Raw genomic sequence first — 13,698 nt, 5'->3', positions numbered from 1 at the left:
GGCTCCCTTGTGGTGGGGTCGTCGGGCCCACTCTTCAACCTCAAGCGCGCTTGACGTCAAGGCGGTTGCGGGTCGACCGGTGCGCGCTGCCGCTGCCGCTGCCGCGCAGCGCGAGCGAGACCGCCTCCAGCGCGCTGTTGAAGGACACCTCCGAGAGCAGCCCCGGCGCTGCCACCTGGTCCCCGGCGAGGTAGACGCCGTCACCGCGGTCGATGGCGGGACGGTCGCGCCAGGTGGTGCCGGGCAGGTCGACGGCGCCGGTACGGCCGTTGGCGAGCGCTTCGCGCCGCCACACGGTCCGCTCCCGCCAGCCGGGGAACCCGAGGTCGAGGAGGGCCTCCGCGTGGGCGGTTCCGTCGGCCTTGGACGCGTCGGGGGCGATGGGGAGCTGTCCCTGCACCAGCTGCTGCCCGGCAGGGGCGAGGGTCGGGTCCTGGGCGGTGAAGCGTTCAAGCCAACCGGGGGCGTCGAGGTCGGAGACCACGAACGCGTCGCCGCGCCGGGTCCGCAGCGCCAGGTCGACCAGGGTGGTGCGGCCGCTGGTCCAGCGCAGCGTGTCGTCGCCGAGGATGCGGCGGGCCGCGTCGAGGGTGGTGGCGACGATGACGGGGCCGTGCCCTTCGGGCAGGGCGTCGACGCGTGACGTGGTCTCGATGCGTACGCCCAGGTCCCAGGCGCGGGCGGCCATCCGCTCGACGACCTGCCCCCAGCCGCCGCGCGGGTAGTGGGCCTCCGGCGGCAGGGCCGTGGCACGTCGGAGGCGTTCGTGGACGAACGCGGCGGAGAGCGAGCCGGGGTCGTGGTGGAAGAGGGCGACGCCCATGTAGTGGGCGGCCGCCCGGGCGGCGTGCTCGTCCGCGACGGTCGTCGCCCAGGTCAGGAAGTCGGTGTCGACGGGGGCCGAGCAGGCGGGACGGCGGGCGAGCCTGAGCATTCCGAGGGGCGGGGTCCTGCGCAGCGCGCCGTCGCGGCGGAAGCGGAAGCGTGCTCCTTCGAGGGGAGGCAGGGGCGCGAGGGGGCCGAGCAGGTTGCGCTGCTTCAGCCAGGTCCAGTGAGGGCCGCGGTTGTAGAGGGCGTGGGGGCCGTCATTGGTCCGGTAGGGGCCGTCGCTGGTGCGGGCGCGTCCCCCGAGGGTGTGGTGGGCCTCGTACAGGGACACACGGGCGCCGGACTCGGCGGCGGTGATGGCCGCGGTGAGGCCGGCGAAGCCGCCGCCGATGACGGTGATCTCATGCATGGCTGTCTCTCCCGGGATGTTCGGCTCGTCGCTCTCACGGCTGCGACGGATCGGGGGCCGGGGGATGTGACATCGGACGGGCGCGAAGCCGTTGTCAGTGGCGCACGTCACCATGGGGGAATGGCGAAGGCGCGGAGAGCGGCAGTGGCGGCGGCGAGGGTGACCGAGGTGCGGCTGCCGCGGCTCGAGGAGTTCGGCGGCGGCGCACTGGAGCCGGACGGGGATTACGACGGGCTGCGGTTCGAGGGACTGGACCTGGGCGGTCAGCAGGGGGCGGGGGCCCGCTTCATCGACTGCGCGCTGACGGACTGCGTCCTGGACGGGACGCAGTTGACGCAGGCCCGTTTCGTGGACTGCGTGCTCGAAGGGGTCCGCGGGGTGGGGGCGGATCTCGCCGGGGCCTCGCTGCGTGACGTGGAGGTGCGTGAAGCGCGGCTGGGCGGGGCGCAGCTGCACGGGGCGTCGCTGACGGGGGTGGTGCTGCGCGGCGGCAAGATCGACTATCTGAATCTTCGGGAGGCGGGACTGACGGACGTCGTGTTCCACGGCTGCGTGCTGTCGGAGGCGGACTTCGGGGGCGCGCGGCTGGAGCGGGTGGAGTTCCGGGACTGCGTGCTGCGGCGGGTCGATCTGACCGGGGTGCGGATGAAGGACGTCGACCTGCGCGGGGCGGCGGAGCTGGACATCGCACGCGGGGTGGAGCGGCTGGCGGGGGCGGTGATCAGCCCGGGGCAACTGCTGGAGCTGGCACCCGCGTTCGCGGCGCAGATCGGTGTGCGGGTGGAGTAGCGGCCGGGCCCGGCCGGTCAGGCCGTGCGGGGGAAGCGGGCCTGGAGGTCCCAGATCACCGGGTTGTCGCCGAGGCCCTCGTGCATGTCGGTGAGGTCGGCGATCAGGTCGTGCAGGAAGTCGCGGGCCTCACGGCGGAGTTCGGCGTGGCTGAAGGTGATCGGCGGCTCGTCGCCGGGCATCCAGTCGGCCTCGACGTCGACCCATCCGAAGCGGCGCTCGAAGAGCATCCGGTCGCTGGACTCCGTGAAGTCCAGCTCGGCGTACCGGGGCTTCGACGCGCGGCTGCCGAGCGGGTCGCGGTCGAGCTGCTCGACGATGTCGCACAGGGCCCAGGCGAAGTCGAGTACCGGGACCCATCCCCAGGCTGTGGATACCTCCCGGTCCTTCTCGGTGTCGGCGAGATAGACGTCACCGCAGAAGAGGTCGTGGCGCAGCGCCTGTACGTCCGCGCGCCGGTAGTCGGTCTGCGGCGGGTCGGGGAAGCGGCGCGAGAGGGAGTAGCCGATGTCGAGCACGTGGTCGATGGTGTCATGCCCGGCGGCGCCTGCTGTACGACCAGGTGACGGCGGTCAGCAGGAAGGGGACGGCGGCGAGCGGCCCGAAGAAGAAGGCCCAGACGGTCTCGGCGGTGCCCGACATGTAGGTCCGGCTCTCCACGGTGAACAGGACCACCACCTGCCACAGCGCGAAGAGGACCGTCAGGGCGGACGCGGTCCAGGCGAGGGCGGCGAGAGTACGGGGGCGCAGCGGCTGCCACCGGTCGCTGACCAGGAGCAGGGGGAACAGGGCGGCGAGCTCGGAGACGACGGCGAGGCCGACGACGTAGGCGATGCCCCAGCCGGGGATGCCGAAGGCGTCGCGCAGGACCTGGTCGCTGTAGCCGACGTAGACACCGCTCGCCATGGCGATGCGCCACAGACCGGAGGGCAGGGCGCACAGGGCGATGGCGTGGGCGGCACGGCGCGCCCAGCGAGGAGCGGGGGCGAGCGCCGGCACGGTGGCGGTGGGCGGGTCCGACGGGCGGCAGGATGCGGTCGAAGCGGTCATGACAACCACGATGGCCGCGGGGGTTGAGGTGACGCTTCCTCCTGCGCGGCGGACCGTCTCCGCCGCACGGCGGAGACGACGGGGGCGGGGGTCGCAGCCGCGGCCGGTCCGGGGCCGGTTCCGGTGTCACCGCGGCGGTCGCAGCCGCGTCCGGTCCGGGGCCGCCACGCAGCCGCAGGCAGACCCGGAGTCGGAGCCGCAGCCGGCCGGAGTCGGCCAAGTCCGGTTCCGGTGTCGCCGCGGGGGTCGCAGCCGCGGCCGGTCCGGGGCCGGTTCAGGGGCCGCCACGCAGCCGCAGGCAGACCCGGTGCCGCAGCCGCCACCGCCGCAGGCAGCTCAAGCCCTAGCCGGTCCTGGCGGCCGCAGCCGCCGCGGCAGCGGGGCCGTCGCCGTCGCCCGGTGTCACGGCAGCAGGCGTTGTTCCTTCGCCACCGCCACCGCGCCCGCCCGGGTGTCCACGCCGAGCTTGGCGTAGATACGGCCCAGGTGGGTCTTCACGGTCGCCTCGCTGATGAACAGGGCGCGGGCGATCTCGCGGTTGCCGAGGCCGTGTGCCAGCTGGCCGAGGATGTCGCGTTCCCGGTCGGTCAGCGACGGGGCGGCGGCTCCGCGCATACGGTCCATGACCCGGCTCGCCACGGGCGCCGACAGCGCGGTGCGGCCCTGCGCGGCCGCGCGGATCGCCGCGAACAGCTCCTCGGGGCGTTCCGCCTTGAGGAGGTAGCCGGTCGCGCCGGCCTCGATGGCCCGGGTGATGTCCGCGTCCGTGTCGTACGTGGTCAGGACCAGCACATGGGTGCCGGGAGAGGCGATACGGCGGGTGGCCTCGACGCCGTCGATGCCGGCGCCCAGCTGGAGGTCCATCAGGACGACGTCCGGCTTCAGTTTGGCGGCCATCGCGACGGCCTCCTCGCCGCTGCCGGCCTCGCCGACGACCTCGATGTCGGGCTCGCTGCCGAGGAGCGCGAGCAGTCCGGCGCGGACGACGACGTGGTCGTCGCAGAGCAGGATCCGTACGGCGGTCATGAGCGGGCCTCCAACGGGATCGCGGCGGACAGCACGGTGCCTTCGCCGGGTGCGGACTCGACGGTGAGGGTGCCGCCGAGCTGTTCGACACGTGCCCTGATCGCGGGCAGACCGTGTCCGCGTACGCCGGGGGAGGAGCGGCCGGCGGCGGGGTCGAAGCCGCGTCCGTCGTCCGCGATGTCGAGGACGACCTGGTCGCCCATGAGCGTGAGGGTCAGCGTGGCGGCGGTGGCACCTGCGTGCTCCCGTACGTTCGCCAGCGCGCCCTGGGCGATACGCAGCAGCGCGGACTGGACCCGGTCGGGCAGCGGTGCGGGCGGGCCGTCGAGGTGGAAGCGGACGGGGAGGGCGTCGGTGGACTCCCGGGCGGCGAGCGCCCGGAGTGCTTCTGGGAGGCTTCCGCCCTCGGCGAGGTCGGCCGGGGCCAGGTCGTGGACGAAGCGGCGGGCCTCGGCGAGGCTGCGCTCCGCGATGGACTCGGCGGTGCGGACATGGCCGCGGGCGGCGGACGGGTCGCTGTCCCAGGTGCGGTCCGCGGCCTGGAGCAGCATCTGCTGACTGGACAGGCTCTGCGCGAGGGTGTCGTGGATCTCCATGGAAAGCCGCTGCCGTTCGGCGAGAGTGCCTTCACGGCGCTCGGTGGCGGCGAGTTCGCGGCGGGTGCGGACCAGGTCGTCGATGAGTGCCCGCCGGCGGTCGGCGAGCCGTTCCGCGTGGACGAAGACGGCCGTGGCGACGGCTGCGACGGCGGGCGGCGCGATGACCAGGTTCGGGTCGAAGCCGCCCTGCGCGAGTTGAAGCTGCGCGGCGACGACGAACACCGTGAGCAGGGCGACCATTGCGATCGCCGCTCGGGTCGGCAGCGCGCGCAGTCCCGTGTAGAGGAGGGGCACGGCGCACCAGGCGAAGCTCGGGGCGAGGAGGACGAGGACCACCCAGACGGCCACGACGGTGACCAGCCACATCAGCCGGCGGGGGGTGGCGCGCGGGCCGAACACGGGGCCCACCGTGTAGAGGACGGCGAGGGTCACCGAGAGCCCGATGATCCACGGGGACCGGAACTCCCAGGGGTGGCGGAGCAGATAGCGGACGAGCGAGGCGCCGAGCAGCAGGAAGAACGCCGCGTGCATCACACCGGCCAGCCACCGGGCGTCGGGGTCCTGCTCGCCGTGCTGCCCGCCCGCGGGCCCGCCGTGCCGGTCCGGCACCCGCGGGCGGGTCCGCTCCCGGGGCCGTACCCGCTCCGGGGCTCCGCCCCTGCCCTGTTCCTCGTCCACCGTCGTCTCCTCGACCGACCAGGCCCCTGACCTGGGCCTGCTTCTTCATGGTGGCCCGGCGGACCCATGGAGGCATCAACCGATCGGCTGACACGCCCGTCGTCCATCATGCGCGCCAAGGGCAGCCGGAGCGTGGACCGTACCGGGCACTTGGCGGCCGGAGGATCGATGGCAGAGCGAGAGCCACGGCGGAACAGCCGCCCGCATGAAGGAGCCACCCGGATGAAGAAGACCCTGATCGGTGCCGCCACCGCAGCCGTTGTCGCCGCCGGCACGTTCGGCGCCGTAGCGGCGAACGCCTCCGCCCCGGCCGCGGAGACCAAGGCCGCCGTCACCGCCGACGTCTCGTCCCGCAGCCTTCAGCAGTCCACGCACCTGACGATCGACGCGGCCACCAGGGCCGCGCAGGCCGCTCTCGACGCCGCGGAGCAGGAGAACCAGCGCGTCACCGTCGCGGTCGTCGACCGGAACGGCAACACGATCGTCACCCTGCGCGGCGACGGCGCGGGCCCGCAGTCGTACGTGTCGGCGGAGAAGAAGGCGTACACCGCGGTGTCCTGGAACGCCGCCACCTCCGAGCTGGTCAAGAGGCTGGAGCAGGCCCCGAACCTGAAGGACATCCCGGGGACGCTGTTCCTCGGCGGCGGGGTGCCGGTGCAGGCCAAGGGCGCTCCGGTCGCCGGCATCGGTGTGGCGGGCGCGCCGAGCGGCGAACTGGACGAGAAGTTCGCCCAGGCAGGCGCCGCCGCGCTCGGCCGCTGACCGGGCGGGCCGCCCCGGGGCCGGCCTGTTCGGGACCCGCCCAGGGGTGCCGCCTGCCTAGGATCTCGGGGTGGACCCGCACCTCTCCCGCCGCCCCGCCCTTCTGCGTACCGCCCTCGCCCTGTTGCTGGTCGCGGCCGCCGCCATGGGCTGCTCCGGTGACGGTGCGGGCGTGCGCGGAACGCCGGGCGCCGCGGGGCTCCGTGATCCGTACTTCCCCCGGCTCGGCAACGGCGGTTACGACGTCCGGCACTACGGACTCACCCTCGGCTACGACCCCCGCGACGGCCGCCTCCGGGGCACCGCGGAGCTCACGGCGCTCGCCACCCAGGACCTGAGCGCATTCCACCTCGACCTGCGCGGGATGACGGTGGAGCGTGTGACGGTCGACGGCGCGGAGGCCGCCGTCAACCGGGCCGGTACGGAACTGACGGTGCGTCCGCGCCGGGACATCGACAAGGGCGCCGAGTTCCGTACCGTCGTCCGGTACACCGGGGTCCCGCAGACGGTCACTGACGCCGACGGCTCCAAGGAGGGCTGGCTGCGTGCGGCTGACGGTGACGCCCTCGCGGTCGGCCAGCCGGTCGGTTCCATGGCGTGGTTCCCCGGCAACCACCACCCGGCGGACAAGGCCGCGTACGACATCACCGTCACCGTTCCCGACGGCTACGAGGCGGTGTCCAACGGCGAGCCGGCGGGTGAGCGCACCAAGGGCGGCCGGACCGTTTTCACTTGGCGTTCCGAGGAGCCGATGGCGAGCTTCCTGGTCCTGCTCGCGGTCGGCGACTTCCGTACGGCGACCACCCGCACGGCTGCCGGGCTGCCCGTCGTGACGGCCGTCGATCCGGCGGCGACGGAGCAGAGTGCGGCGCTGCTGCGCCGGCTCCCGCGGATCGTCGAGTGGGGGACGGAGAAGTTCGGGCCGTACCCGTTCTCGTCGGCGGGAGCGGTCGTCGTGCCCGCAGGGGAGGTCGGGTACGCGCTGGAGACGCAGAGCCGGCCGGTCTTCCCGCTGGACCGGTTCGACGAGGAGACCCTCGTCCATGAGCTGGCCCACCAGTGGTTCGGCAACTCGGTGACGCCGGCGTCCTGGCGGGACATCTGGCTGAGCGAGAGCTTCGCCACCTACGCCGAGTGGATGTGGCTGGCGGAGGCCGGGGACACGCCGGTGCGGGAGAGCTTCGAGGACGCCTTCGCGGACCAGGAGAACTGGGCCTTCGCCCCGGCCGTGCCGCCGCGCGCCGAGGACATCTTCGCGGCGCCGGTCTACGGGCGCGGGGCGATGGTGCTGCACAAGCTCCGCGAGGCCGTCGGCGACGACGTGTTCTTCAAGATCGCGCGCGGCTGGGCGCGGAAGTACCGTCACGCCAACGCCTCCACCGGCGACTTCACCGCCTATGCGGAGGCGAGGTCGGGCAAGGACCTGACGGAGCTGTGGAAGGTGTGGCTGTACGGGGACGACAAGCCCCGGAGCCCGTGAGCGCGACAGGGCCCCGGCTCGCGGCCGGGGCCCTGTCGAACGACCGTGTCAGGACGTCAGGCCGTACGCCGACGCCGAAGTGACGTCAGGTCAGAGGTTGACGCCGAAGTCGCGGGCGATGCCCTCGAGGCCGGAGGCGTAACCCTGGCCGACCGCGCGGAACTTCCACTCGGCGCCGTTGCGGTAGAGCTCGCCGAAGACCATGGCGGTCTCGACGGCGGCGTCCTCGCTGAGGTCGTAGCGGGCGATCTCGGTGCCACCGGCCTGGTTGATGATGCGGATGTAGGCGTTGCGCACCTGGCCGAAGTTCTGGCTGCGGGAGACGGCGTCGTAGATCGAGACGGGGAAGACGATCTTGTCGACGTCGGCCGGCAGGCCCGCGAGGTTGACGTTGATCTGCTCGTCGTCGCCGCCGCCCTCGCCGGTGCGGTTGTCGCCGGTGTGGACGATGGTCTGGTCCGGCGTCGCCTTGTTGTTGAAGAAGACGAAGTGGGCGTCGGAGGCGACCTTGCCCGCGCTGTTCACACCGATCGCGGACGCGTCGAGGTCGAAGTCCGTGCCGGTGGTGGTGCGGACGTCCCAGCCGAGGCCGACCGTGACGGCGGTGAGGCCCGGGGCCTCCTTGGTGAGCGAGACGTTGCCGCCCTTGGACAGGCTTACTGCCATTGGGAAGTCCCCTTCAATTCGGATCTGCGGGCTACGGGTCCTCCCGAAGCTACCGTCACAGGTCATAACGCGGGCAGGGGACTGTCAGGTTCCATCCCCCGGGGGCCGGTTCCACGCACCGCGAGCGGGGCCGGACGCGGACGCGGATACGGTCGGGGAGAAAAGAGGGTGACGGGCGTGTCCGGGGCGCGGGACGATGGATGACATGTCCGGGCCCTACATCATCCGCGGCTCCGTCTCCCTGCCGGAGGCCGAGCTCATGTGGCGTTTCTCGAGGTCCTCGGGGCCCGGTGGCCAGCACGTCAACACCAGCGACTCGCAGGTGGAGCTCCGCTTCGATCTCGCGAGGACGGAGGCGCTGCCGCCGGTCTGGAAGGACCGCGCGCTGGAGCGGCTCGCGAGCCGGATGGTGGGCGGTGTGATCGCCGTACGCGCCTCGGAGCACCGCTCTCAGTGGCGGAACCGTGAAACCGCGGCGGTACGGCTGGCGTCCCTGCTCGCCGAGGCGACCGCCCCGCCCCCGAGGCCCCGCCGGGCGACGAAGATCCCGCGCGGCATCAACGAGCGCAGGCTGCGGGAGAAGAAGCAGCGCGCGGAGACCAAGCGGGGCCGCTCCGGCCGCGACTGGTAGCGCGCCGCGCACCACCTCGACCGGCGCGCGCACCTCGGCGCGTTCAGCCCAGGTGCCGGTACCGCCCCCGGAAGTACGTCAGGGGCCCGGCGACCACGTCGGAGAGGCCCACCTTCAGGACATGACCGATCACCAGTGTGTGATCGCCGGCCTCCACCCGCCGCTCCGTGCGGCATTCGAGGGTCGCCAGCGCGCCCTTCACCAGAGGCGCCCCGCAGATCTCGCCGCGTTCATGGGGCAGGTCGTCGAAGAGCAGGCGGTCGCTGAGCCGGCCCTTCATGGCGAACCGGCCGGCGATCTGCCGCTGGCCCTCGGTGAGGACCGAGACGCCCCACAGCGGCTGTTCCGCGAGCAGGTCGTCCATGCGTGAGCCGTTGCGCAGGCTGACGAGCACCAGTGGCGGGTCGAGGGAGACGGACATGAAGGCCGTCGCCGTCATGCCGGCGTCCTCGCCGCGAGGCCCGTGGTCGGCGTCGTGCGCGGTGACCAGCACCACGCCGGCGGCCAGACGGGACATGGCGGCACGGAATTCCTCATTGCTCACCCCCTCAGGATGGGGGATGGCGGAAGTGGCGGGAGCGGGGGTCGTCTGCAACACACAAGGAACGCTAGTGTCGGCCGTTCCGCCGCCGCATCGGGCTCCGGGACCAGCCGGGTCCTAGGACCGCGGGCCGACCACCATGAGTAACCATGGGTACGTCCCGATGGTTTTGCATTCAATAATTGACTTCAAGAAAGCTACGGTGTGTCCGACCGGTCAGCATCTGACCCTTCATCACCTGATGTGACTTGAGTCACAGAGCCCAGTATTTGTTGACCCTGTGTACCGGGTGAGCTGCTCGCTGTGATTCAGTGGCCGGGATACCGCTACAAGTACGCCAATCAGACGCCCTGGAGTTTGCTGTCGAGGTCTCGGGGAGAGCGAGCGATGGAGACCGAGTCGGAGCCCTATGTCCGTCTTGCGACCCTGCGGCAGCTGCACCGGGTCGTCGCGGACCTCAACACGGCCCGCAGCCTGGCCGACACCCTGCAGACCGTCGCCGACGGAATCGTCGCCGGACTGGGCTACGAACTGGCCTGCGTCAACCTGGTGCGCCCCGACGGTGACCTCGTCGTCGCCGCCTTCGCCGGCAGCGCCGCCGCCGAGGCCCTGATCACCGGCCGGGTCGGCTCGCGTACTTCCTGGGACCGCCGCCTGTCCATGGGCGAAGCCTGGGGCGACCTGCGCTTCATCCCGCACACCGAGGGCTGGGTCCTCATAGAGGACGACGTGCCCCAGTGGCACACCGACGGCCCCGAGCCCCGCTTCGACGACGAATGGCACCCGCAGGACCGGCTCTACGCCCCGATGTACGCGTCCGGCGGCGGGCGCGAACTGCTCGGCGTGATCTCCGTGGACCGCCCGCGCAACGGCCGCCGTCCCGGCCCCTGGGGTCAGGAGGCGTTGCAGATGTACGCCTCCCAGGCCGCGATCGCCATCAGCAACGCACGACTTCGAGCCAATATGCAGCGCGCCCTGGTCCGCCTCGAGCGCGAGCAGCAGGCACTGCGCGCGAGCGAGGAATCCTTCCGTCAGGCGTTCGAGTACGCGCCCAGCGGCATGGCCATCGCCGAGATGGGCGGCGACCAGCACGGCCGCCTGCTGCGCACCAACGACGCCCTGTGCCGGCTGCTGGGTCGCCCCGCCTCCGCGATGCGCCGCTACTCCTTCGCCGACCTCGTCCACCCCGAGGACGTCGGCACCCTGCTGCGCACCTCCGCCGAGGGCGGACGCGCGGAGATCAGGCTGGGCCGCAGGGACGGCAGCTATGTATGGGTGTCGCTGCGGAACTCGGTCGTCGCCGACACGGCGGACGGGCCCCGCTTCCTCCTCACGCACGTCGAGGACATCGAGGACCGCAAGCGCCACGAGCTCCAGCTCGCCCACCGCGCCTCGCACGACGCGCTCACCGGCCTGCCCAACAGCGCGGAGCTGCGCGCCCGGCTCAGTTCGCGCCTGTGCGAGCGGCCGCACGCGACGTACGCGACGGACATCGAGGCGCTCGACGCCGCGTACGAGACCGACCGCGGCTTCCGGAGCGACGGCTTCGACTTCGACACGGTCGGCGGGCGGCCCTACGACCACCACATCCACACCGTCGCGCCCGACAGCGAGATCGACGACGGCGCCAAGGGGCTCGCGGTCCTCTTCTGCGACCTTGACGGCTTCAAGTCGATCAACGACCGCTTCGGGCACCAGACCGGTGACGCCGTTCTCGTCGAGGTCGCGCGCCGGCTCACCACCGGGGTACGGGACGGTGACACGGTCGCCAGGCTCGGCGGTGACGAGTTCGTCGTCCTCGCCGACGGCCTCGGCGCGGCGGACGCCGCCGATCTCGCCGTACGCCTGCGGAACGCGATCATCCTGCCCATCCGGGTGGGCGGCCGCGGGGTGCGGGTGGGTGCCAGTTTCGGCATCGGCTGGGCGAGCTGCGGGATGTCCGTCGAAGAGGTCCTGCAATCCGCGGACCAGCGGATGTACATCGAGAAGCGGTCCCGTTCGAAGGTCCACCGCAGGGCCGGCTGATCACCCGTTGGGCCGGGTGACCTATCACACCCGGCCGCGACCGGCCTGGTGACCGGCCGCGGTCCCACCGGATGAGGCCCACGACACCCGATGGGGTGAGTGGAACCGGGTAGGCTCGCCTCGCGTCAGCGTTGTGCTGACGAGATGGTGAGGAGTGACTGGGATGACGGCCGGGAACAACGGCGCGAGCAAGCCCGAGGACGACGACCCGTTCGGCTACCTGTACGCCGACGGGCAGCAGGCAGGCGCCACGCCGCCGCGCCAGGGCGGCTACGGCTACCCCGGTCCGGCCGCGCAGCCCGGGGTCCCCCGCACCTCGTACAACCAGGTCCGGACGGTCGGTGAACGGCAGTACGGCCAGCAGGTCCCGCACCAGCAGGCGTACGGCCAGCAGCCCGGCTACGGCCAGCAGCCGACGGCCGCGTACGCAGCACCGGAGACGTACCCCGGGGCTTCCGCCCAGACGCGTCAGGTCCCGGCCCAGCCCGGCGGCCACGGCGGCGGACGCGGCGGCGGCCCCAACACCAAGGGTCTGCTGATCGGCGCGATCGCGGTCGTCGCGGTCGTGGTGATCGGCATCGCCGCGGCGCTGATGACCAGCAACGGCGACAAGGACGACACGGCCGGCCAGGGCGGCGGGGGCACCACCCCGTCCGCGGGCGAGACCGTCCAGGAGAAGCCGTCGCCGACCGAGAACGAGTCGGAGCCGCCCGTCGAGCTGCCCAAGCAGGACGCGGCGACGCTGACGCTGGGTCCGCCGGCGGCGCTCGCCAAGGACGTGCCCGGTGCGAAGGGCGCCGACGGCGCGTACGTGATGTTCAACGGTGTCGGCGGTTCCGCCGGCTGGTCGGTGGACGTCCCGGAGGCCGGCGCCTACACGATGTACATCACGTACAGCGTGCCCGGCAAGGACGCCAAGACCTCCCTGACGATCAACGGCGGACAGCCCCGCGAGCTCAACATGTCGAACTTCGCGAAGGCCGCGGAGGGCGACTGGGAGAAGGGCTGGACCAACACCTACGCCTTCGTGAACCTGGAGAAGGGCAAGAACGACCTCAAGATCTCCTGCGAGCAGGGGAACCAGTGCGAGGCCTATCTCGACCAGGTCTGGCTGGAGGCCGGCCAGAGCAAGAGCTGACCGCGGGCCCACTCTCGGCCCGTACGCCCGTCACCGTCCCGGCCGCGCCCCGCGCGAGCCGGGACGAGTCGTTTCCGGTCCGGCTCCCGCGCCGTCACTTCCCGGGTGCGGACGGCGCGTGCTCGACGACGGTGACCCTCGGCAGCAGCCGCTCGTACGCGGCCGCGTCGAACTCGCCCGCGGCGGGCGCCAGCACGGTCGCAGTGGAGAGGGCCACCGCCCGGGACAGCCGCTCCGGCCAGGAGAGCCCCGCGACCAGTCCAGAGAGCAGGCCGGCGACCGCCGAGTCGCCCGCGCCCGTCGGATTGCCCTTCACCGGCTCCGGCGGGGCCGCCTGCCAAATGCCGTCCGGGGTGGCGGCGAGCAGACCGTCCGGGCCGAGCGAGGCGACCACGGTGTGCGCGCCGCGGCGGCGGGCGTCGCGGGTGGCGCGGAGCGGTTCCCGTGAGCCGGTGAGCTGCGCGAGCTCGTCGGCGTTGGGCTTGACGAGATCAGGCCGGGCGGCGATGCCGCGGCGCAGCGGTTCGCCGCTGGTGTCGAGGAGTACGGGCACCTCGGCGGCGCGCGCCCGGCGCACCAGCTCGGCGTACGCGCCGACATGGATGCCCGGCGGCAGGCTGCCGCACAGCGCGACCGCGTCGGCCTCGCGCAGGAGGGAGTCGTACGAGGAGAGGAAGGCGGCCCACTCCTCGGGCAGGACGGTGGGTCCCGGCTCGTTCAGCTGCGTGGTGTCGCCGTCGGCGCTGTCGGTGACGGCGATGGTGCGGCGGGTGGTGCCGGAGATCTCGACGAGCGCGTCGTGCGGTGCGAGCGGGGCGAGCATCCCGCGCAGCACGGCCCCGGTCGCTCCGCCCACGAAGCCGGTGACGACGCTCTCGTGGCCGAGGGCCGCGAGCACGCGGGCGACGTTGAGGCCCTTGCCGCCGGGACGCTCCACGACCTCGCCGACCCGGTGCGTGGTGTGCGGGGTGAGGGCGGCCACCCGGTAGGTGATGTCGAGGGCGGCGTTGAGCGTGACCGTAAGGATCACCCGTGGACACCCCCGAAGAACGCGTTTGCCGTGCTCGTACGGGTCC

14 protein-coding genes are annotated in these 13,698 nt (G+C 72.6%); 6 read left to right on the top strand and 8 right to left on the bottom strand.

What is annotated here, in order from left to right; all coding sequences use genetic code 11:
* Positions 1–40: 40 nt before the first annotated feature.
* Positions 41–1,237 carry an FAD-dependent oxidoreductase gene (locus ACTMTU_RS31090; RefSeq protein ID WP_441266759.1) on the bottom strand — a complete coding sequence of 399 codons (1,197 nt, stop codon included), beginning with the start codon at positions 1,235–1,237 and terminating at the stop codon, positions 41–43.
* A 120-nt stretch (positions 1,238–1,357) separates the two neighbouring features.
* Here ACTMTU_RS31090 and ACTMTU_RS31085 point away from each other — a divergent pair, with 120 nt between their 5' ends.
* A complete protein-coding gene (locus ACTMTU_RS31085; protein ID WP_441266758.1) occupies positions 1,358–2,026 on the top strand; it encodes a pentapeptide repeat-containing protein in 669 nt (222 codons plus the stop codon).
* A 17-nt stretch (positions 2,027–2,043) separates the two neighbouring features.
* Here the strand turns inward: ACTMTU_RS31085 and ACTMTU_RS31080 are convergent, their stop codons facing one another.
* The 4 genes from ACTMTU_RS31080 to ACTMTU_RS31065 form a co-directional block, all read right to left on the bottom strand.
* Positions 2,044–2,544, bottom strand: coding sequence for a hypothetical protein (locus tag ACTMTU_RS31080; RefSeq protein ID WP_441266757.1), 501 nt, complete (start codon positions 2,542–2,544; stop codon positions 2,044–2,046).
* Positions 2,545–2,557: 13 nt separating this feature from the next.
* Positions 2,558–3,076, bottom strand: coding sequence for a hypothetical protein (locus ACTMTU_RS31075; RefSeq protein WP_441266756.1), 519 nt, complete (start codon positions 3,074–3,076; stop codon positions 2,558–2,560).
* 402 nt (positions 3,077–3,478) lie between these two features.
* Entirely contained in the window at positions 3,479–4,102 is a 624-nt protein-coding gene (locus ACTMTU_RS31070; protein ID WP_441266755.1) for a response regulator, read from the bottom strand.
* Positions 4,099–5,232, bottom strand: coding sequence for a sensor histidine kinase (locus ACTMTU_RS31065; RefSeq protein WP_441266848.1), 1,134 nt, complete (start codon positions 5,230–5,232; stop codon positions 4,099–4,101). Before ACTMTU_RS31065 ends, ACTMTU_RS31070 begins: the two co-directional genes overlap by 4 nt.
* Positions 5,233–5,601: 369 nt before the next feature.
* On the opposite strand from ACTMTU_RS31065, the gene ACTMTU_RS31060 reads away from it, so the two are divergent.
* Positions 5,602–6,141 carry a GlcG/HbpS family heme-binding protein gene (locus ACTMTU_RS31060; RefSeq protein ID WP_441266754.1) on the top strand — a complete coding sequence of 180 codons (540 nt, stop codon included), beginning with the start codon at positions 5,602–5,604 and terminating at the stop codon, positions 6,139–6,141.
* Positions 6,142–6,211: 70 nt separating this feature from the next.
* Positions 6,212–7,621: a M1 family metallopeptidase gene (locus tag ACTMTU_RS31055; RefSeq protein ID WP_441266753.1), complete on the top strand. Its 1,410-nt coding sequence runs from the start codon at positions 6,212–6,214 to the stop codon at positions 7,619–7,621.
* Positions 7,622–7,711: 90 nt separating this feature from the next.
* Here the strand turns inward: ACTMTU_RS31055 and ACTMTU_RS31050 are convergent, their stop codons facing one another.
* The gene (locus tag ACTMTU_RS31050) at positions 7,712–8,287 is read right to left on the bottom strand and encodes a TerD family protein (RefSeq protein ID WP_441266752.1); all 576 of its coding nucleotides are present in this window, start codon (positions 8,285–8,287) and stop codon (positions 7,712–7,714) included.
* Positions 8,288–8,483: 196 nt separating this feature from the next.
* Between ACTMTU_RS31050 and arfB the strand changes: the two genes are divergently transcribed.
* Entirely contained in the window at positions 8,484–8,918 is a 435-nt protein-coding gene (gene arfB / locus ACTMTU_RS31045) for an alternative ribosome rescue aminoacyl-tRNA hydrolase ArfB (protein ID WP_307707111.1), read from the top strand.
* A gap of 43 nt (positions 8,919–8,961) precedes the next feature.
* Here arfB and ACTMTU_RS31040 read toward each other — a convergent pair whose 3' ends face one another.
* Positions 8,962–9,462 (bottom strand): flavin reductase family protein, encoded by a 501-nt coding sequence (locus ACTMTU_RS31040; RefSeq protein ID WP_441266751.1) that lies wholly within the window; start codon positions 9,460–9,462, stop codon positions 8,962–8,964.
* A 384-nt stretch (positions 9,463–9,846) separates the two neighbouring features.
* Between ACTMTU_RS31040 and cdgB the strand changes: the two genes are divergently transcribed.
* Together cdgB and ACTMTU_RS31030 are read left to right on the top strand one after the other, a co-directional pair.
* Positions 9,847–11,484 (top strand): diguanylate cyclase CdgB, encoded by a 1,638-nt coding sequence (cdgB, locus tag ACTMTU_RS31035; protein ID WP_441266750.1) that lies wholly within the window; start codon positions 9,847–9,849, stop codon positions 11,482–11,484.
* 163 nt (positions 11,485–11,647) lie between these two features.
* The gene (locus ACTMTU_RS31030; RefSeq protein WP_441266749.1) at positions 11,648–12,622 is read left to right on the top strand and encodes a carbohydrate-binding protein; all 975 of its coding nucleotides are present in this window, start codon (positions 11,648–11,650) and stop codon (positions 12,620–12,622) included.
* A gap of 94 nt (positions 12,623–12,716) precedes the next feature.
* Here the strand turns inward: ACTMTU_RS31030 and ACTMTU_RS31025 are convergent, their stop codons facing one another.
* Positions 12,717–13,652: a 1-phosphofructokinase family hexose kinase gene (locus tag ACTMTU_RS31025; RefSeq protein ID WP_441266748.1), complete on the bottom strand. Its 936-nt coding sequence runs from the start codon at positions 13,650–13,652 to the stop codon at positions 12,717–12,719.
* Positions 13,653–13,698 lie beyond the last annotated feature (46 nt).

The sequence above is a fragment of the Streptomyces sp. OZ13 genome, from assembly GCF_052068155.1.
In the GTDB taxonomy this organism is placed as follows: Bacteria; Actinomycetota; Actinomycetes; order Streptomycetales; family Streptomycetaceae; genus Streptomyces.
This window is presented reverse-complemented; position numbering and strand designations above follow the sequence as displayed.

What these genes read in the sequence shown, in the direction of transcription:
- ACTMTU_RS31060 (WP_441266754.1), top strand. Translation starts at nt 5,602, where the DNA reads ATGAAGAAGACCCTGATCGGTGCCGCCACCGCAGCCGTTGTCGCCGCC.
- ACTMTU_RS31085 (WP_441266758.1), top strand. Translation starts at nt 1,358, where the DNA reads ATGGCGAAGGCGCGGAGAGCGGCAGTGGCGGCGGCGAGGGTGACCGAG.
- ACTMTU_RS31090 (WP_441266759.1), bottom strand. Translation starts at nt 1,237, where the DNA reads ATGCATGAGATCACCGTCATCGGCGGCGGCTTCGCCGGCCTCACCGCG.
- arfB (WP_307707111.1), top strand. Translation starts at nt 8,484, where the DNA reads ATGGATGACATGTCCGGGCCCTACATCATCCGCGGCTCCGTCTCCCTG.
- ACTMTU_RS31075 (WP_441266756.1), bottom strand. Translation starts at nt 3,076, where the DNA reads ATGACCGCTTCGACCGCATCCTGCCGCCCGTCGGACCCGCCCACCGCC.
- ACTMTU_RS31030 (WP_441266749.1), top strand. Translation starts at nt 11,648, where the DNA reads ATGACGGCCGGGAACAACGGCGCGAGCAAGCCCGAGGACGACGACCCG.
- cdgB (WP_441266750.1), top strand. Translation starts at nt 9,847, where the DNA reads ATGGAGACCGAGTCGGAGCCCTATGTCCGTCTTGCGACCCTGCGGCAG.
- ACTMTU_RS31070 (WP_441266755.1), bottom strand. Translation starts at nt 4,102, where the DNA reads ATGACCGCCGTACGGATCCTGCTCTGCGACGACCACGTCGTCGTCCGC.
- ACTMTU_RS31050 (WP_441266752.1), bottom strand. Translation starts at nt 8,287, where the DNA reads ATGGCAGTAAGCCTGTCCAAGGGCGGCAACGTCTCGCTCACCAAGGAG.
- ACTMTU_RS31065 (WP_441266848.1), bottom strand. Translation starts at nt 5,232, where the DNA reads ATGCACGCGGCGTTCTTCCTGCTGCTCGGCGCCTCGCTCGTCCGCTAT.